The organism is Streptomyces sp. NPDC053541 (genome assembly GCF_044544705.1).
Lineage (GTDB): Bacteria > Actinomycetota > Actinomycetes > Streptomycetales > Streptomycetaceae > Streptomyces.
In genome coordinates, this window is record NZ_JBITXM010000001.1 from 331,346 (window position 1) to 347,581 (window position 16,236).

Genomic DNA, 16,236 nt, shown 5'->3' on the forward strand with positions numbered 1-16,236 from the left:
ATCGACATCCGGTGAACTGACGGTCTGTCAGATTTCTTTCCGGAGGGGCCCGGGAGGGCCCGGACAAGGGCGGTCGGGACGCATGCAGACGATCTGGCTCACCGGCGCCGAATGGCTCGCCGTCCTCCGCATCGGCCTCGGCCTGTGGTGGCTGGAGAGCTGGCGCCACAAGGACCGCAAGGGCTGGTTCGAGCGCGGCACGGGCATCGCCTGGGCGGCGGAGGTCGCGGAGAAGCACCGCTGGGCGGCCGTGCGCACCGGCTTCCGGCGCGTGGTCGCCCCGCGCCCCCGGCTGATGGCCCACGTCGTCGTGTACGCCGAACTCGCCCTCGGCCTCGGCCTGGTCACCGGCCTGCTCACCCCCGTCGCCCTGGCCGGCGGGCTGCTGCTCAACCTGCTCTACCTCACCCTGATGATCCACGACTGGGCCGAGCAGGGGCAGAACGCGATGATGGCGCTGATCTCGCTCGTCGCCCTCTTCGCCATGTCCTGGCAGACCTGGTCCCTCGACCACGCGATCGGACTCTTCCGATGACCGCGACACCGGACGCCGACGCCTTCACCCGCCCCTACTGGGACGCCGCCGCCGAGGGCCGTCTGCTGATCCGCCACTGCACCGCCTGCGACCGCCCCCACCACTACCCGCGCGAGTTCTGCCCGCACTGCTGGAGCGAGGCCGTCGAGTGGCGCGAGGCCCGGGGCCGCGCGGTGCTCTACACCTGGTCCGTCGTGCACCGCAACGACCTCCCGCCCTTCGGCGAGCGCGTCCCGTACGTCGCGGCCGTGGTCGACCTCGCCGAGGGCCCCCGGATGATGACCGAGATCGTCGACTGCCCGGAGGAGGAGCTGCGCATCGGCATGGACCTGGAACTCGCCTTCCGCCCCGAGGGCGAGCGCGGCGAGTTCCAGGTCCCGGTCTTCCGGCCCCGGACCCGGCCGCCCGGTCAGGCCCCGACGGCCTGACCGGGCCCGCCGTCAGGCCCCGACGGCCTGACCGGCCCGCTCGACCGGGATCCACAGCTCCGAGTCCGTGTCCTGCCCGATCTCCACCGGCGTGGTCCGCAGCAGCTCCGGGCCCGGCCGGCTCGTGTACGGGTTGGACGGGAACCACTGCGTGAACACGTCCCGCCACAGCTCCTGCAGGGCGCTCGGATAGGGGCCGCGCCCCGCGAAGACCGCCCAGGTGCCGGCCGGGACGTCGAGGACGTCGAGGTCGCCGGCCGGCGTCCCGGGGCCGGTCGCCACCCCGATCCAGTAGTCGACCTCCGTGCCCTCCTCACGGCTGTCCGACAGGTGCTCCACGGCCGACAGGACCCCGGCCGGCTCCCGGTCCGACAGCTCCTTCATCCGGACGATCGCGTCCACGCCCACGCTCTCCACGTGGGCCGCGCCGGCCGCGTTCACCCCCTCGTGCACGAGCGGGATCCGGGCCTTCCGGCCGGCGATCCGGAACGCTTCCTTCTCGACGATCCGGTACTCCATGCTGCTGCTCCCTTCGACGACGACCCGGAAGGACATCCGCGGCTGCGAGACGAGCGCGGCGCCGGTGCGCCGGGCCTCGCCCGGCCCGATGCCGTGCACGGAGCGGAACGCGCGGGCGAACGCCTCGCCCGAGCCGTAGCCGTACGACACGGCCACGTCCAGCAGGGTCCGCTCGCCCGACAGCACCTCGGCCCCGGCCAGCGTCATCCGGCGCCGCCGCACGTACACCGACAGCGGCATCCCGGCGAGCGCCGAGAACAGGCGCCGGAAGTGGTACTCCGAGGTCGCCGCGATCCGCGCCGCCCCGGCCACGTCCACCTCGCGGTCCAGCCGCTCCTCCAGGTGGTCCAGCGCCCGGTTCAGACCCTCCAGCACGTGCCCCTCCGTCGTCCTTCCACCCGGGCTCTCCCGGGTGTCCTCACCGTAGGAACCCCCACCCTCGCAGCACCCGACCATCCGTGCCCGGAACGGTCGGGTGGGCGGGTCACGCGGCCCGCGCGGTCACCCGGAGGCGGCGCCCGACCGCTTCCCCGATAGTGGAAGCGTGAAGCGGTACCCGCTCATCGCCGCGCACGGCCTGGTGGGCGACCTGCAGACGTGCGCGCTCGTCTCGGACGAGGGCGTCGTCGACTGGTTCGCGGCGCCGCGCTTCGACTCCCCGGGCGTCTTCTCCGCGCTCCTCGACCACGACCGCGGCGGCCACTTCCGGCTCTCCGTCGACGCCCCCGGCGTCACCACGAAACAGCTCTACTACCCCGACACCGCCCTGCTCGTCACCCGCTTCCTGTCCCCGGACGGCGTCGGCGAACTCATCGACTGGATGCCGCCCGACCGCACCGGCCGCGCCACCGACCGGCACGCCCTGCTGCGCGTCATGCGCTGCACCCGCGGCACCGTCACCTTCACCCTGGAGTGCCGGCCGCGCTTCGGCTTCGGCCGCGACCCGCACGAGACCACCCTCGACGGGCCCACCGCCGCCTTCCGCGCCCCCGGCATCGCCGCCTACCTCCAGTCCGACGTCCCCCTGGAACGCGACGGCGCCCACGACGTCCGCGGACGCCTCACCCTCACCGAGGGCGAGCTCGCCGGCGCCTCCTTCACCGTGACCGGCCCGCGCGACCCCGCCCCGCCGCTGCCCGGCCCCGACGAGGTCGAACGGGCCCTGTGGGACGCCGTCGACTTCTGGCAGGGCTGGGTGCGCACCGCCCGCTACCGGGGCCGCTGGCCCGACATGGTGCACCGCTCCGCCATCACCCTGAAGCTGCTCACCTACCTGCCCACCGGCGCCCCGATCGCCGCCGCCAGCCTCGGCCTGCCCGAACTCGTCGGCGGCGAGCGCAACTGGGACTACCGCTACACCTGGATCCGCGACGGCTCCCTCGCCGTCCGCGCCCTGCTCGACCTCGGCTTCGTCGACGAAGCCGCGGCCTTCACCGACTGGCTCACGGACCGCGTGAAGGAACGCGAGCGGCGCGGCACCGGCGCCGGGGGCGAGGCCGTGCGCCCGCTCCAGATCATGTACCGGGTCGACGGCGACCCCTGGCTGCCCGAGGAGGTCCTGGCCGACTTCGAGGGCTACCGCGGCTCCGCCCCCGTGCGCGTCGGCAACGGCGCCGCCGACCAGCTCCAGCTCGACATCTACGGCGAGGCCCTCTACGCCCTCGCCCAGGGCCGCGGCCTGGACACCCAGCCCACCCACGAGGGCTGGCGGGCCGTGTCCGGGCTGCTCGACTGGCTGGCGACGTCCTGGGACCGCCCCGACGAGGGCATCTGGGAGACGCGCGGCGGGCAGCGCGACTTCACCTTCAGCCGCGTGATGTCCTGGGTCGCCTTCGACCGCGGCCTGCGGCTCGCCGAGGAGTTCGGCCGGCCCGCCGCCCTGGACACCTGGCGCACCGCCCGCGACGCGATCTACGCCCAGGTCATGCGGCGCGGCTGGAGCGAGCGCCGCGGGGCGCTCGTGCAGTACTACGGCGGGGACGTCCTCGACGCCGCCCTGCTGCTGCTCCCGCGCTCCGGCCTGCTCAGCCCGACCGACCCGGCCTGGCTGAGCACCCTCGACGCCATCGAACGCGCCCTGGTCCAGGACAGCCTGGTGCACCGCTACGACCCCGGCGCCTCCCCGGACGGACTGCGCGGCGCCGAGGGCACCTTCAGTCTGTGCACCTTCCTGTACGTGGACGCGCTCGCCCGGGCCGGCCGGGTGCGCCAGGCCCGGTTCACCTTCGAGAAGATGCTCACGTACGCCAACCACGTCGGGCTGTTCGCCGAGGAGATCGGCCCCAGCGGCGAACAACTCGGCAACTTCCCGCAGGCGTTCACCCACCTCTCGCTCATCATGGCGGCCACCACCCTCGACGAGGCCCTGGACGCCCGCGAGCCGGCGGGACCGCCGGACCCCGTCTAGTCCAGCGGCGGGGCGATCGCCTGCACGTCGGCGCCCTCGCCCACCCACAGGTGGATGAACAGGGCGGCGGTGGCCTCCAGGAGCCCCGCGCGGTCGAGCCCGCCGCCCGCGAACGGCGTGCAGCCGAGGTCGGCGACCAGGGTGCGGACCCGGGCGAGCGCGACCTCGTCGTCCCCGCACACCGGGACCGCCAGCGGCCGCCCGCCGAAGACCGGCGGCTCCAGCCGCCACACGCTCTCGTGGCAGAGGTTGAAGGCCTTCACCACGTGCGCCCCGGGCGCCGCGTCCGCCAGCCGCCGCGCCGCCGACGGGCCGCCCTCCGTCAGCAGCCGGAAGCCCGGCCCCACCGGATTGGCGCAGTCGACGAGCGTCCGGCCCGCCAGGACGGTGGCCAGCCCCCGTACGACCTCCTCGCCCGCCCCGTACGGCAGGGCCACCAGGACCGCCTCCCCGAACTCCGCGGCCTTACGCAGCCCGCCGCCCCGCACCCCGTCCCCGAGCCGCGCGGCGAGCGCCTCCGCCCGGCCCGCGTCCCGTCCTCCGACGGCCACCTCGTGCCCGGCGCGCACCCACTGCGTGGCGAGCGCCTCGGCCATGTTCCCCGTACCCAGCACACCGATCCGCATCCCGGACTCCTCTCCCCTTGGGTCCATCGGTCCATCCGTCCATCGGTCCTTCGGTCCTTCGGCCGACCACACCGACGCTACGGAGGGGCTCGGGCACCATGTGGTACGTGAGCACCGACACCCATCTCGCGGACTGCCGCGCCCGCCTCGCCTTCGACCTGCTCGCCCACACCTGGAACGCGGTGGTCCTCTGGTCCCTGCGGGACGGCCCGCTGCGCCCCGTCGAACTCCGGGAACGCATCGGCGGCATCAGCTCCAAGGTGCTGAACGAGACCCTGCGCAGGCTGCGGTTCAACGGCCTGGTCGAGCGCCGCCCCCGCCCCGGGGCCTCGCCCCCGTACGTCGCCTACGCGTTGACGCCGCTGGGCCGCACGCTGCTGCCCGCCATCGACCTGATCGGCGCCTGGGCCTTCGAACACGGCGACGAGGTGATGGCCGCGCAGGAGGCCGCCGAGCAGGAAGCCGCTGACGAAGCGGTGTCCGCGCCGTGACCTCGTCGTTGTCCCGGGAGTAACGATCGCCGAAGAAAGGCAGGACTCCCATGAAGCCCCTCAAGGCCGCCGCTGTCGTGCTCGGTTCGCTCGCCGTCGCCGGTGCCGCCCTGCCCGCGTTCGCCGCGGACGGCGCGGCGGGCCCGCTGGGCTCGGTCACGGACGCGGCCGGCCCGCTGGGCTCGGTCACGGAGAAGGTCGGCGGCCTCACGAGCGCCACCAAGACCCTCCCGCTGGACGGCGCCACCACCTCGGGCCTCGGCGGCAGCCTCCCGCTCGGCAAGTAGGACCGGCGAGGCGGCCCCTGAGGGCCGCGCCCACGGGCCGGGGGCGGAGCACCACGCACGCCCGCTCCGCCCCCCGGAGCCCGCGCCACCGGCTCAGAACCGGGCCAGGATCTCCGGCACCGCCTCCGCGAGCGTCGCGAAGTGCCGGTGCGAACCCTCGGCGGCCACCGGTGTGTTGACCGTCCACACCGTCATCCCGGCCGCCCGCCCCGCCCGCACCCCCGAGGGTGCGTCCTCGATCACCAGACAGCGCGCCGGATCCGCGCCGAGCGCCCGGGCCGCGTGCAGATACGGAACGGGGGACGGCTTGCCCTCGGGCACCGAGGCCGCGTCGACGATCACCCCCGGCAGCGGAAGCCCGGTCCGTTCGAAGCGCCCGCGCACCCGGTGCTCGTAGTTGGAGGTGACGAGCGCCCAGCGGTCCGCGGGCAGCGCCCCCAGCAGCTCGGCGGCCCCGGCGAACGCCCCGTACACCCCCGTCCGTACGTCCTCGTCCTCCAGCGCGTGCAGCAGCGCCAGACACTCCTCCGGATCCGCGCCCGGGGCCACCTCCGCGAAGGTCTCCACCGGCCGCGTGCGCAGCGCGACGGCGTACACCGCGTCCCCGTCGAGCCCGTGCCGCCCGGCCCACGCGTGCCACACGCGCCGCTGGTTCTCGACGGCGTCCATCAGGGTCCCGTCGACATCGAAGAGCACGAACGTCCCGCCGTGCCCGCCGGTTTCACCGGTCACGCCGGTCACGCTGTTCTCGCTGGTCACGCGGGGGAGACTACGGCACGCGGAAATTCCTCCGGCCGCACCGATGAGTTTCCGGCCCGGCCTCCGTCTACCCCTCGTAAGCAAGCGGTCGAGTGCCCGCAGCCCGCAGAGGAGACGGAAGAGATGCCCTACGCCGACGTCAACGGAATGTCCCTGTACTTCGAGGAGCACGGCGGAGGCGACGGCTCCGTCCCGCCGCTCGTGCTGCTGCACGGCGGCTTCGGCGCCGGCGAGATGTTCCAGCCGCAGCTCGCCGCCGGGCTCGGCGAGGGCCGCCGGGTGATCACCGTGGACCTCCAGGGGCACGGCCGCACGCCCGACGTCGAGGACCGGCCGATGTCGGTGGAGGCCATGGCGGACGACGTCGCCGGCCTGGTCAAGCACCTCGGACTGCCCGCCGTCGACGTCCTCGGCTACTCGCTCGGCGCCGGCACCGCCGCCCGGCTCCTCGTGCAGCACCCGGACCTGGTGAACCGCGCCGTCCTGGTGTCGATCCCGGCCCGGCGCGAGGGCTGGTTCCCCGGCGTGCGCGCGCAGATGGACGCGATGCGCGAGGGCGCGGCGGAGATGCTCAAGCAGTCGCCGATGTACGAGATGTACGCGCGCCTCGCGCCGCGGCCCGAGGACTGGCCCGTGCTCGTCGACAAGGTCGCCACGATGAACCGCCGCGACTACGACTGGAGCGAGGAGCTGCGCGCGGTCACCGCGCCCGTGCTGCTGGTCTTCGCCGACGCGGACGGGATCAGCCCGGCGCACATGGCGGAGTTCTACGGCCTGCTCGGCGGCGGCCTCCGGGACCCGGGCTGGGACGGTTCCGACCGCCCCGCCTCCCGCCTCGCCGTGATCCCCGGCGCGACCCACTACGACCTGATGTTCTCGCCGCTGCTCGTGCCGACGGTGCTGTCCTTCCTCTGAGCTGCCCGACTCGCCCGGGCTGCGGTGACGATTCCGCAGGTGAAAAGGGTCCGCCTGGAGAGTGAGTAAAGCGCTCGTCACGAGAATTCCTCGTGCTTCTCCCGAAAACATCTGGTTTTGGCAAAGAGCCAGCGTGTCGACGAGGAGCAGAGGAGTCAGCCCATGGTGCACATCGGTTACGGAAACGAGCTCCGGGCGCGGATCGCCGCGCCCGGCACCACCCCGCTGATCGGGGTCTACGACATGTACTCGGCGTCCGTCGCGGCCGCGCACTACGACGGCATGTTCGTGTCCGGATTCGGCTTCGCGGCCTCGTACTACGGCCTTCCGGACATCGGGTTCATCGCGTGGCCCGACATGGTGGCCTTCGTGCAGCGGCTGCGCGGCGCCTTCCCGCGGCACCACCTCCTGGTGGACATCGACGACGGCTACGTCGACCCCGAGGTCGCCTGCCACGTGGTCGAGGGGCTGGAGCGGATCGGGGCCTCGGGCGTGATCCTGGAGGACCAGAAGCGGCCCCGGCGCTGTGGGCACGCGGACGGGAAGCAGGTGCTGCCCCTGGAGGAGTACCTGGCCAAGCTGGAGATGGTGCTGCAGACCCGGCGGGACATGGTGGTCGTGGCCCGGACGGACGCGACGGACGAGGACGACATCCTGCACCGGGCGAAGTGCCTGGCGGCGACGGACGCCGACGTCGTGCTCGTGGACGGGGTGCGCAGCGTGGAGTGGATCCGGCGGATCCGCGAGGTGGTCGACGGCAAGCCGCTGCTCTTCAACCAGATCGCGGGCGGCAAGTCGCCGCGGCTCTCGCTCTCGGAGCTGTCCGAGCTCGGCGTGGACGTGGCGATCTACAGCACGCCCTGTCTCTTCGCCGCGCACAGCGCGATGGACTCCGCGCTGGCCGAGCTGAAGTCCGCGGACGGGCGGCTGCCCGCCTTCGACCCGGAGCGCGGCATCGGCGTCGCCGCCTCCACCCGGCTCCTGGAGCGCAACATCAGCCGTCACCACGGGCACCACGGCGACCGCGAGCGGGTGGGCGTGTGACCGGCCTCAGGGCCCTGGGCCTGGCGGCCGCGCTGCTGGCCACCGCCGGCGCCGCGCCCGCGGCGGCGGGCGGCAGCCTCGTCACCGTGATCGACAATTCCCACTCGTCGTCGGAGGCGGACTCGGTCCTGGAGATCGACCGCGCGGCCAACCTGCAGTACGGCAGCAGCGGCACGGCCGGCAGCGACCACGACGGCAGCGCCGTCGAGGCCGTCGAGGCCCTGGTGGGCCGGATCGGCGCCCCCGACGACGCCTGATCCGCCCCCCCCACGTACGACGAAACGGCCGGACACCGCCCTCGTGGTGTCCGGCCGTTTCCGTGCCGTCGCGTCGCCCCGCGCCGGGTCGTCAGTCCTCCAGGAGGTCCGGCAGGCCCAGCTCGTTGAGCTCGACGGGCTCCGGGCCGTCGTCCAGGGCGACCGCCTGCGCGGTCAGGGCGGGAGCGGTCATGACGGGCGCGGCGTGCGCGGCGGTCCCGGTGAGGGCGAGCAGGCCGCCGGCGAGCGCGAGGGCGGCCAGGAGGCCGCGGGAGGTGGTGGAGAGGTTCATGCCCGGCGAACGACCCCGCCCGCCGGGCGGTCACGCAGCGTTACCTCGGGAGAGCGAGAGGCGCGCGGAGCCCGACCGCACGCCCCGGGCGCTCCCGCTCAGGCTTCCCCGCGCTCGACGATCCCGCGTGCGTACGCCGCCTGTCCCGCGTGCTGGTTGTCCTCCGCGATCACGCTGATCAGGCGCACACCGAGGGTGACGTGCGGGGTCCAGCGGGTGTCGACCACGCGGTCGAGGTCGGCGTCGGTGAGGGAGGAGAGGTGGTCGAGGGTGCGGGCGTGGACCGCGTCGTAGTAGGCGAGGAGCAGCCCGGCCGGGGCGCGGACGGCGGCGACCTGGGCGCTGGAGTGCCCGAAGCCGGTGGCGTCCTCGGGGAAGGGGAGGCCGAAGCGGCCGGAGAAGCCCTCCGAGGTCCAGATCTGCTCGCCGCCGAACGCGTCCGCGACGTGGTCGTCCTGGATCCGGGTCAGGTGCCACACCAGCCAGGCGATCGAGTTGGCGTCCGGATCGATCCTGGCGGTCAGCTCGTCCTCCGACAGCCCTTCGACGGCCCCGTGCACGGCCTCCTGGACCCGGGCGAACGCGTCGGTCAGCAGCTCGGCGCTCTTCATGCGCCCACCGTACGCGCTCAGGCCCGCTCGTAGTGGTAGCCGTCGCCGTGGGCGGGGCCGACGTCGTGGCGGATGCCGGTCGGGGTGGCCAGCTCGAAGTACGAGGGGTCGGTGTCGGCGCAGTAGCTGGTCGAGCGGGCCCGGTCCACGGTGCCGGCGCCCAGGTTGATCCGCCGGCCGCCGTCGGTCACGGAGACCAGCCTGGCGACGTGCTCGCAGTGGGCGCCGCCCGCGTCGGTGATCAGCTTGGCGGCGATCTGGCCGGGGGAGGCGCGGTAGAGGTAGACGGTGCCGGGCTGGTTGATGTTGTACTGCCCGGAGTACTTCCAGGTGCCGACGAAGGCCGAGGGCACCTGGCCGCCGCTGCTCGGGGCCGTGGTCCGGGGCGCGGTGGTCGCGGGCGGCCTGGTCGTCGTGCCGCCGCCGCCCGAGGTCGTGCTCGTGGAGGAGCCGCCGGAGGTCCCGCCGGACGAGCCGCCCGAGACCCCGCCCGAGACCCCGCCGGAGACTCCGCCGGAGGTCCCGCCCGACGAGCCGCCCGAGGCCGTGCCTCCGGCACCCGCGCCGGCCGGTGGCGGGGCCTGGCCCGCGGGCTGCCGGCCGGTGGGCGGTGCCGTGGTCGTCGTGGTGGGCGGTGGCGCGGAGCCGGTGCCGCCCGTGTGGGGGCCGTCGGTGCCGGGGCCGCCCGGGGTGGCGCCGGGGGTGGTGGGGGCGCCCTGGAGGTCGCGCTGCCGGGCGTCGTCGTCGATCAGCTTCACGACGGTGCCGCTGATGCCGAGGACCACGAAGACGGCCGCCACGCCCGCCCAGACCCGGGACGCCCGGCGCGGCTCACGGCGCCCGGCCGCGGGGGTCGCGGCCACCGCCGCGGGGCCCTCCGGGCGCAGCCCGACCGTCCCGGTGTCCGGGCCGGCCGCCTCCGGCCGCTCTTGCGGCCGCTCCTCCGACAACGCCTCCGCGTCCAGCAGCCGGGCCGCCTGCCGGGCGAGCCGGGCGACCAGCTCGGGCGGCAGCCAGGCCCCGGCCGCCGCCGGGCCGCGCCCGGACTCCTCGCCCGGCAGGGCGGGGTCCGCGAGCAGGGCGGCGACGGAGGGGCGCTCGGCGGGGTCCTTGACCAGGCAGCGGGCGAGGAAGGCCCGCAGCTCCCCGGACTCCACCCGGTCGAGCTCGGGCTCCTCCTCCACGATCCGGAACATGATCGCGTGCTGGTTGCTCGCGCCGTGCCCGAAGGGCAGCCGCCCGGTCACCGCGTACATCAGCACGCAGCCGAGCGCGAAGACGTCGGCGGCGGGGCCGAGGCTCTCGCCGCGGACCTGCTCGGGGGCCATGAAGCCGGGCGAGCCGACCACCATGCCGGTGCTGGTCAGGAGGGACTCGACGGAGGGCTCCAGGGCCCGCGCGATGCCGAAGTCGATCACCCGGGGGCCCTCGACGGTCAGCATCACGTTGGACGGCTTGAGGTCCCGGTGCAGGATCCCGGCGCCGTGGATGCCCTGGAGGGCCCGCAGCAGGCCGAGCGCGAGCGCCAGGACCGCGTCGGCGGGCAGCGGCCCGTGCTCCCGCACCACCTGCTCCAGGGACGGCCCGGGCACGAAGCCGGTGGCGACCCAGGGGCGGTCGGCCCCGGGGTCGGCGTCGAGGACCGGCGCGGTGTAGTGCTCGCCGACCTTCCGCACGGCCTCGACCTCCCGCCGGAAGCGGGCCCGGAACTGCGGGTCCTGTGCGTGCTCGGCGTGCACGACCTTCACCGCGACGGTCCGCCCGCCCTCGGAGCGGGCCAGATAGACCCGCCCCATCCCGCCGGACCCGAGCCGCCCGAGCAGCCGGTACGGTCCGATCACCCGTGGATCCCCGGCCCGCAGCGGCTCGATCCCGCCGCCGCCCGTCTCCTTGGGCACGCCTGTGCCGTTCTCGCCGCTCATACCGGTCCGGTCCCCCTGGTCATCACCTGATGCACGGTCAAGTCGATCGCGCCTCAGGGTAGATGAGGACTCCCGCCCCCGCCGGGCCCGGGCACTATCGCCCGGGACGCGCCCTGCGCCACTCGGCCACGGCGGCCTCCACGTCGAAGGGGCGCAGGTTCAGCGGCGGCCCGGCCGGCGGCCGGGCGAGCGCCTCGACGATCTTGCCGTTGATCTCCCCGAGCACCCGCCGCAGCTGCGCCTCGGAGCCCGCCCCGCGCGCCGCCTCGGCCGCGTCCTCGGCCTCCTTCCGCAGCGCCAGCGCGGGAGGCAGCGCGGACATCCCCTCGCGGTGCATCTTGCGCTTGACCCACCACAGCTCGTCATAGGGCGCGGCATCGTCCTCCAGCGGCTTCCCGAACCCCTCCAGCCGCTCGAACTCCCCGCGCTCGGCCGCCTCGCGAATCTGCTTGTCGACGAACGACTCGAAGCTCACCCCGGGCGGTTTCCGTTCGGTCATGCGTTCAGCCTACGGACCGCCCGTCCGGGGCGCCCCGGAAAACGGGCAGGAGCCCCGCTCGTGCGCGGCGCGCGCACGGAGCGGGGCTCCTTGGGTACTGCTCTAGAAGATCGTGATCGTCGAGCCGGGCACCTTAGGCCGGGGTGACGTTCTCCGCCTGCGGGCCCTTCGGGCCCTGGGTGACGTCGAAGGTCACCGCCTGGTTCTCCTCGAGGGAGCGGAAGCCAGACGCGTTGATCGCGGAGTAGTGGACGAAGACATCCGGGCCGCCGCCTTCCTGGGCAATGAAGCCGAAGCCCTTTTCAGCGTTGAACCACTTCACGGTTCCGGTAGCCATGAGCCCTCCTATGGGCCAAAGGGTCGCCCTGCTCCAGAACCTGCACACAAGTCTGAAAACTACAAAAGCCTGCGGGTTACATGCTCCGCAGGCTCTGTACTGCAAGGGAAACCAAACTGCAACTTGCGTCGAGCGTAGCACGCAGCGTGCATGAAGCGGTAGAGGGAAAGATCACGTCGCCCGCGTGTTTGATCCGTTCCTACGTGCTGACACGCGTCCCGCGGGCGCCCCGGCGATGTCCATCGTACGAGACGGGTCTAGCCTCGCGATGTGGACAATGCAACCGACGACCACCAGCGCAGCCGGCCCCGGGTCGGCCACATCCAGTTCCTGAACTGCCTGCCCCTCTATTGGGGCCTGGCCCGCACGGGAACGCTGCTCGACCTGGAGCTGACGAAGGACACCCCGGAGAAGCTCAGCGAGCGCCTGGTCCGCGGCGACCTCGACATCGGCCCGATCACCCTCGTCGAATACCTCCGGCACGCGGACGAGCTGGTCGCCCTGCCGGACATCGCCGTCGGCTGCGACGGACCCGTGATGTCCTGCGTGATCGTCTCCCAGCGCCCGCTGGCCGAGCTGGACGGCGCCCGGGTGGCGCTCGGCTCCACCTCGCGCACCTCCGTGCGCCTGGCGCAGCTGCTGCTCGCGGAGTCGTACGGGGTGGCCCCGGACTACTTCACGTGCCCGCCCGACCTCGGCGTGATGATGCAGGAGGCGGAGGCGGCGGTGCTGATCGGCGACGCCGCGCTGCGGGCCTCGCTGCACGACGCGCCGCGGCTCGGGCTCCAGGTCCACGACCTGGGCCTGATGTGGAAGGAGTGGACGGGGCTGCCCTTCGTCTTCGCCGTGTGGGCGGTCCGCAAGGACTTCCTGGCCCGCGAGCCGGAGACCGTCCGCGACGTGCACCGCGCCTTCCTGGCCTCCCGGGACCTCTCCCTGGAGGAGGTCACCAAGGTCGCCGAGCAGGCCGCCCGCTGGGAGGCCTTCGACGCCGAGCTCCTGGAGCGCTACTTCCGCACCCTGGACTTCCGCTTCGGCCCCGAGCAACTCGCCGGCGTGCGCGAGTTCGCCCGCCGGACCGGCCCGACGACCGGCTTCCCGGCGGACGTACGGGTGGAGCTGCTGCCCCCGCGCGCGTAAGCGGGGACGTCAGGGGCCTACGACGCCGAGCCCGGCGCCTCCGCCGGCACCGGGCCCTGGAGGTGGGCGCTCAGCCAGGCCATCGTGCCCTCGTCCATGCCCCGCAGGTACGAGGTCGGGTTGTGCTCGCCGTCCTGGATCACCTGGAGCCGGGTCTTGAGCGGGCCCTTGGTGTAGGCGCGCATGAAGGCGCGCAGCTTCGCCGCGCCCGGCTCCTTGGTGCCGATCTGGAAGGCCACGTACACCCGGTTGGCGGGCGTGTCGGGCCGGCGGCCCAGCGCGGCGGCCATCCGCTCCGGGTTGTTGGCCTGCCGCTCCTTCTCGTGCCCCTTCCACAGCGGCGAGTCGGGCACCAGGTCGGGCCCCGAGGCGATCACGGCCTTGAACCGGTCCGGCTTCCGCAGCACCGACTTGAGGCCGACGAAGCCGCCGGAGGACGAGCCCATGAAGGCCCAGCCGTCCCGGGAGGCGAAGGTGCGGAAATTGGCCCGCACGAAATCCGGCACGTCCTCGGTGAGCCAGCTGCCCATTTTCGGGTGACCCGGAATATCGCTTCCGTCGTAGTAGAACTTTGCGTCCGGGTTGAGCACGGGCATCACGACGATGAACGGAAGGCTCTTTCCCTCCTCCGCCCACCGGCTGACGTGCCCGGGGAAGTCGATGTCCTCGCGCGCCCAGTAATTCGTCGGGTAGCCCCTTCCGCCGGGCAGCGCGACGAGAACCGGGAAGCCGGTCTCCGCGTACGCCGGGTCGAAATACTGTTTGGGCGCCCACACCCACACCCGGCCGGTGAATCCGGACTTCGCGCCCCGGAGTTCGGTCACCCCGATCCTCGTGCCGTCCTCCAGGTCGCGCTGCACCGTGAAGGAGGCCTTCGGGCCGGTGGGGAAGACCGTCTCCGGCACCCGCGCGCCCGGCCGGCCCGACCCCGTACCCGTCCCGTCCGTCGGCGTGCCCGTGCCGTGCTGCTGCGAGGCCTGCTGCTGCGGCTGACGGGTGTTCCGGGGCGTGTCGAAGGAGAGCGGGGCGCCCTCGTCGGAGCTGCCGCAGCCGGTGACCAGGGCCAGCGAGGAGCCGAGGGCCAGGAGGACCGCGAGGGTCCGGTGCGTGCGGCGGCGACGAGTCATGACGTGCTCCCGGTGCGATTCGGGCGATACGGAGGATTCCGGGGAAGGAGAGGGCCGTGACGGCGCTTCGGTTGGCTCGGGACCGGCACGAATCCGCCGCGGGCCCCTGGCGTAGGCTGCGTACTGCTGCGCACTGCGCGCAGTGGTACGCAGCCGCAGCCTCCGAAAGGGACACACCCGGTGACCGAGAAGGCCGATCTCCAGTCCGTTCTCGACCGCGCCGCCGCGGGTGGCCGGATCACCCCCGAGGAGGCGCTCGACCTGTACCGCTCGGCGCCGCTGCACGCGCTGGGCGCCGCCGCCGACGCGGTGCGCCGCCGCCGGTACGCGGGGACCGAGCACATCGCGACGTACATCATCGAGCGCAACATCAACTACACGAACGTCTGTGTGACGGCGTGCAAGTTCTGCGCCTTCTACGCGGCCCCGAAGGACACCAAGAAGGGCTGGACCCGCGACCTCGACGACATCCTGCGCCGCTGCGCGGAGACCGTCGAGCTCGGCGGCACCCAGATCATGTTCCAGGGCGGCCACCACCCCGACTACGGCGTGGAGTACTACGAGGAGCACTTCGCCGCCATCAAGAAGGCGTTCCCGCAGCTGGTCATCCACTCCCTCGGCGCGTCCGAGGTCGAGCACATGGCCCGGATCTCCAAGGTCTCGGTCGAGGAGGCCATCACCCGCATCCACAAGGCCGGCCTCGACTCCTTCGCGGGCGCCGGCGCCGAGCTGCTGCCGGAGCGCCCGCGCAAGGCGATCGCCCCGCTGAAGGAGAGCGGCGAGCGCTGGCTGGAGATCATGGAGATCGCCCACGGCCTGGGCGTCGAGTCCACCTCCACCATGCTGATGGGCACCGGCGAGACCAACGCCGAGCGCATCGAGCACCTGCGGATGATCCGTGACGTGCAGGACCGGACCGGTGGCTTCCGGGCCTTCATCCCCTACACGTACCAGCCGGAGAACAACCACCTGAAGGGCCGGACGCAGGCCACCCTCTTCGAGTACCTGCGGATGATCGCCATCGCCCGGCTCTTCCTCGACAACGTGGCGCACATCCAGGGCTCCTGGCTCACCACCGGCAAGGAGGTCGGCCAGCTGTCGCTGCACTACGGCGCCGACGACCTCGGCTCGATCATGCTGGAGGAGAACGTGGTCTCCTCCGCCGGCGCCAAGCACCGCTCCAACCGCCTGGAGATCATCGACCTGATCCGCAAGGCGGGCCGGGTCCCGGCGCAGCGCTCGACCACCTACGAGCACCTGGTCGTCCACGAGGACCCGGCGAACGACCCGGTCGACGAGCGCGTGGTCTCGCACATCTCCTCGATCGCCATCGAGGGCGGCACGGCCCACCCCGAGCTGAAGCTCCTCGACGCCAACTGAGGCCCGGATGCTCACCCTGCACGCCGCCGACGCCTCCCCGGAGACCGCGCTCCTGGTGGACGGGGCGCGGATCGCGGCCGTCGGCCCGTACGAGGAGCTGGCCGCCGCGCACCAGGACGCGCGGCTGCGCCGCTGGCCCGGCATCCTGACGCCCGGACTGCTCAACCCCTACGGTCCCGAGCTCCTGGAGCAGACCTACCACCCCGACCCGCGCGAGGCCGGGACGTACGGCACCGAGCCGATCACCGGCGAGCGCGGCCGGGAGATCCTGCGCACCGACCCGGTGCGGCTCGGCGCCAGCGCCCGGCGCGGGGTGCAGCGGCTGCTCGCCCACGGCACCGTCGCCATCGGCGGCGAGCTGCGGGCCCGGGCCGCCCAGGACGCGGTGCGCCGGGCCGGGCTCGCGGTGGGGCAGCGCCCGCCGAACCTGCCCGGCCCGCCCTCGCTGTGGCCGAAGCCGCTGGTGCTGCTGCCCGCCCCGGCGCCGGGCGGCCCGGCGCGCTTCGCCGTCTTCGACGTGGCCGACCGCGCGGAGCTGGTCCGGCGCGGCCCGGCCACCTGCGTGGCGACGGTGCTCGGGGGGCGGCTCGTCTACCGGGCCCGCTGACCCGCCCGTACCGACCGCCCTGCGACAATGCGGGCACGACACCATCCGGACGA

20 protein-coding genes are annotated in these 16,236 nt (G+C 73.6%); 11 read left to right on the top strand and 9 right to left on the bottom strand.

Annotation, left to right across the window (positions count from 1 at the left end):
- Positions 1–82: 82 nt before the first annotated feature.
- Both ACIGW2_RS01695 and ACIGW2_RS01700 read left to right on the top strand, forming a co-directional pair.
- A complete protein-coding gene (locus ACIGW2_RS01695; RefSeq protein WP_361574859.1) occupies positions 83–535 on the top strand; it encodes a DoxX family protein in 453 nt (150 codons plus the stop codon).
- Entirely contained in the window at positions 532–963 is a 432-nt protein-coding gene (locus ACIGW2_RS01700; protein WP_391653289.1) for a Zn-ribbon domain-containing OB-fold protein, read from the top strand. Before ACIGW2_RS01695 ends, ACIGW2_RS01700 begins: the two co-directional genes overlap by 4 nt.
- Positions 964–975: 12 nt before the next feature.
- On the opposite strand, the gene ACIGW2_RS01705 is transcribed toward ACIGW2_RS01700, so the two are convergent.
- Positions 976–1,857, bottom strand: coding sequence for a GyrI-like domain-containing protein (locus tag ACIGW2_RS01705; protein ID WP_399840551.1), 882 nt, complete (start codon positions 1,855–1,857; stop codon positions 976–978).
- A 169-nt stretch (positions 1,858–2,026) separates the two neighbouring features.
- Between ACIGW2_RS01705 and ACIGW2_RS01710 the strand changes: the two genes are divergently transcribed.
- Complete coding sequence (locus ACIGW2_RS01710) at positions 2,027–3,889, top strand: glycoside hydrolase family 15 protein (protein WP_399840553.1); 1,863 nt, start codon at positions 2,027–2,029, stop codon at positions 3,887–3,889.
- Here the strand turns inward: ACIGW2_RS01710 and ACIGW2_RS01715 are convergent.
- On the bottom strand, positions 3,886–4,515 hold the full coding sequence (locus ACIGW2_RS01715; protein WP_399840554.1) for an NADPH-dependent F420 reductase: 630 nt from the start codon (positions 4,513–4,515) through the stop codon (positions 3,886–3,888). The genes ACIGW2_RS01710 and ACIGW2_RS01715 overlap by 4 nt on opposite strands.
- Before the next feature lie 107 nt (positions 4,516–4,622).
- Here ACIGW2_RS01715 and ACIGW2_RS01720 point away from each other — a divergent pair, with 107 nt between their 5' ends.
- Together ACIGW2_RS01720 and ACIGW2_RS01725 are read left to right on the top strand one after the other, a co-directional pair.
- A complete protein-coding gene (locus ACIGW2_RS01720) occupies positions 4,623–5,006 on the top strand; it encodes a winged helix-turn-helix transcriptional regulator (RefSeq protein WP_391653285.1) in 384 nt (127 codons plus the stop codon).
- A 50-nt stretch (positions 5,007–5,056) separates the two neighbouring features.
- On the top strand, positions 5,057–5,293 hold the full coding sequence (locus ACIGW2_RS01725) for a hypothetical protein (protein WP_361574877.1): 237 nt from the start codon (positions 5,057–5,059) through the stop codon (positions 5,291–5,293).
- Between the two features lie 93 nt (positions 5,294–5,386).
- Here ACIGW2_RS01725 and ACIGW2_RS01730 read toward each other — a convergent pair whose 3' ends face one another.
- Positions 5,387–6,052, bottom strand: coding sequence for an HAD family hydrolase (locus ACIGW2_RS01730; protein WP_391653284.1), 666 nt, complete (start codon positions 6,050–6,052; stop codon positions 5,387–5,389).
- A gap of 123 nt (positions 6,053–6,175) precedes the next feature.
- On the opposite strand from ACIGW2_RS01730, the gene ACIGW2_RS01735 reads away from it, so the two are divergent.
- The 3 genes from ACIGW2_RS01735 to ACIGW2_RS01745 all read left to right on the top strand — a co-directional run bounded on the left by ACIGW2_RS01735 (position 6,176) and on the right by ACIGW2_RS01745 (position 8,268).
- Positions 6,176–6,967, top strand: coding sequence for an alpha/beta fold hydrolase (locus ACIGW2_RS01735; protein WP_391653283.1), 792 nt, complete (start codon positions 6,176–6,178; stop codon positions 6,965–6,967).
- A gap of 171 nt (positions 6,968–7,138) precedes the next feature.
- Complete coding sequence (locus tag ACIGW2_RS01740) at positions 7,139–8,011, top strand: oxaloacetate decarboxylase (protein ID WP_391653372.1); 873 nt, start codon at positions 7,139–7,141, stop codon at positions 8,009–8,011.
- On the top strand, positions 8,008–8,268 hold the full coding sequence (locus tag ACIGW2_RS01745) for a hypothetical protein (RefSeq protein WP_361574883.1): 261 nt from the start codon (positions 8,008–8,010) through the stop codon (positions 8,266–8,268). The genes ACIGW2_RS01740 and ACIGW2_RS01745 overlap by 4 nt, the downstream gene beginning before the upstream one ends.
- 91 nt (positions 8,269–8,359) lie before the next feature.
- Here the strand turns inward: ACIGW2_RS01745 and ACIGW2_RS01750 are convergent, their stop codons facing one another.
- The 5 genes from ACIGW2_RS01750 to ACIGW2_RS01770 form a co-directional block, all read right to left on the bottom strand.
- A complete protein-coding gene (locus ACIGW2_RS01750) occupies positions 8,360–8,560 on the bottom strand; it encodes a hypothetical protein (RefSeq protein ID WP_391653282.1) in 201 nt (66 codons plus the stop codon).
- 98 nt (positions 8,561–8,658) lie between these two features.
- The gene (locus tag ACIGW2_RS01755) at positions 8,659–9,171 is read right to left on the bottom strand and encodes a DinB family protein (RefSeq protein WP_399840556.1); all 513 of its coding nucleotides are present in this window, start codon (positions 9,169–9,171) and stop codon (positions 8,659–8,661) included.
- Positions 9,172–9,188: 17 nt separating this feature from the next.
- On the bottom strand, positions 9,189–11,093 hold the full coding sequence (locus tag ACIGW2_RS01760; protein WP_399840557.1) for a serine/threonine-protein kinase: 1,905 nt from the start codon (positions 11,091–11,093) through the stop codon (positions 9,189–9,191).
- Between the two features lie 94 nt (positions 11,094–11,187).
- Positions 11,188–11,592 carry a DUF1992 domain-containing protein gene (locus tag ACIGW2_RS01765; RefSeq protein WP_391653279.1) on the bottom strand — a complete coding sequence of 135 codons (405 nt, stop codon included), beginning with the start codon at positions 11,590–11,592 and terminating at the stop codon, positions 11,188–11,190.
- A 133-nt stretch (positions 11,593–11,725) separates the two neighbouring features.
- Positions 11,726–11,929: a cold-shock protein gene (locus ACIGW2_RS01770; protein ID WP_016645643.1), complete on the bottom strand. Its 204-nt coding sequence runs from the start codon at positions 11,927–11,929 to the stop codon at positions 11,726–11,728.
- A 270-nt stretch (positions 11,930–12,199) separates the two neighbouring features.
- Here ACIGW2_RS01770 and ACIGW2_RS01775 point away from each other — a divergent pair, with 270 nt between their 5' ends.
- On the top strand, positions 12,200–13,069 hold the full coding sequence (locus ACIGW2_RS01775) for a menaquinone biosynthesis protein (RefSeq protein ID WP_361574898.1): 870 nt from the start codon (positions 12,200–12,202) through the stop codon (positions 13,067–13,069).
- A gap of 17 nt (positions 13,070–13,086) precedes the next feature.
- On the opposite strand, the gene ACIGW2_RS01780 is transcribed toward ACIGW2_RS01775, so the two are convergent.
- Positions 13,087–14,196: an alpha/beta hydrolase gene (locus ACIGW2_RS01780; RefSeq protein WP_399840559.1), complete on the bottom strand. Its 1,110-nt coding sequence runs from the start codon at positions 14,194–14,196 to the stop codon at positions 13,087–13,089.
- A gap of 180 nt (positions 14,197–14,376) precedes the next feature.
- Here ACIGW2_RS01780 and mqnC point away from each other — a divergent pair, with 180 nt between their 5' ends.
- Together mqnC and ACIGW2_RS01790 are read left to right on the top strand one after the other, a co-directional pair.
- A complete protein-coding gene (mqnC, locus tag ACIGW2_RS01785) occupies positions 14,377–15,576 on the top strand; it encodes a cyclic dehypoxanthinyl futalosine synthase (RefSeq protein WP_361574904.1) in 1,200 nt (399 codons plus the stop codon).
- A 7-nt stretch (positions 15,577–15,583) separates the two neighbouring features.
- Complete coding sequence (locus ACIGW2_RS01790; RefSeq protein WP_392172820.1) at positions 15,584–16,183, top strand: imidazolonepropionase-like domain-containing protein; 600 nt, start codon at positions 15,584–15,586, stop codon at positions 16,181–16,183.
- Positions 16,184–16,236: the final 53 nt, after the last annotated feature.

What these genes read in the sequence shown, in the direction of transcription:
- ACIGW2_RS01695 (WP_361574859.1), top strand. Translation starts at nt 83, where the DNA reads ATGCAGACGATCTGGCTCACCGGCGCCGAATGGCTCGCCGTCCTCCGC.
- ACIGW2_RS01700 (WP_391653289.1), top strand. Translation starts at nt 532, where the DNA reads ATGACCGCGACACCGGACGCCGACGCCTTCACCCGCCCCTACTGGGAC.
- ACIGW2_RS01715 (WP_399840554.1), bottom strand. Translation starts at nt 4,515, where the DNA reads ATGCGGATCGGTGTGCTGGGTACGGGGAACATGGCCGAGGCGCTCGCC.
- ACIGW2_RS01725 (WP_361574877.1), top strand. Translation starts at nt 5,057, where the DNA reads ATGAAGCCCCTCAAGGCCGCCGCTGTCGTGCTCGGTTCGCTCGCCGTC.
- ACIGW2_RS01735 (WP_391653283.1), top strand. Translation starts at nt 6,176, where the DNA reads ATGCCCTACGCCGACGTCAACGGAATGTCCCTGTACTTCGAGGAGCAC.
- ACIGW2_RS01750 (WP_391653282.1), bottom strand. Translation starts at nt 8,560, where the DNA reads ATGAACCTCTCCACCACCTCCCGCGGCCTCCTGGCCGCCCTCGCGCTC.
- ACIGW2_RS01755 (WP_399840556.1), bottom strand. Translation starts at nt 9,171, where the DNA reads ATGAAGAGCGCCGAGCTGCTGACCGACGCGTTCGCCCGGGTCCAGGAG.
- ACIGW2_RS01760 (WP_399840557.1), bottom strand. Translation starts at nt 11,093, where the DNA reads ATGAGCGGCGAGAACGGCACAGGCGTGCCCAAGGAGACGGGCGGCGGC.
- ACIGW2_RS01765 (WP_391653279.1), bottom strand. Translation starts at nt 11,592, where the DNA reads ATGACCGAACGGAAACCGCCCGGGGTGAGCTTCGAGTCGTTCGTCGAC.
- ACIGW2_RS01770 (WP_016645643.1), bottom strand. Translation starts at nt 11,929, where the DNA reads ATGGCTACCGGAACCGTGAAGTGGTTCAACGCTGAAAAGGGCTTCGGC.
- ACIGW2_RS01780 (WP_399840559.1), bottom strand. Translation starts at nt 14,196, where the DNA reads ATGACTCGTCGCCGCCGCACGCACCGGACCCTCGCGGTCCTCCTGGCC.
- ACIGW2_RS01790 (WP_392172820.1), top strand. Translation starts at nt 15,584, where the DNA reads ATGCTCACCCTGCACGCCGCCGACGCCTCCCCGGAGACCGCGCTCCTG.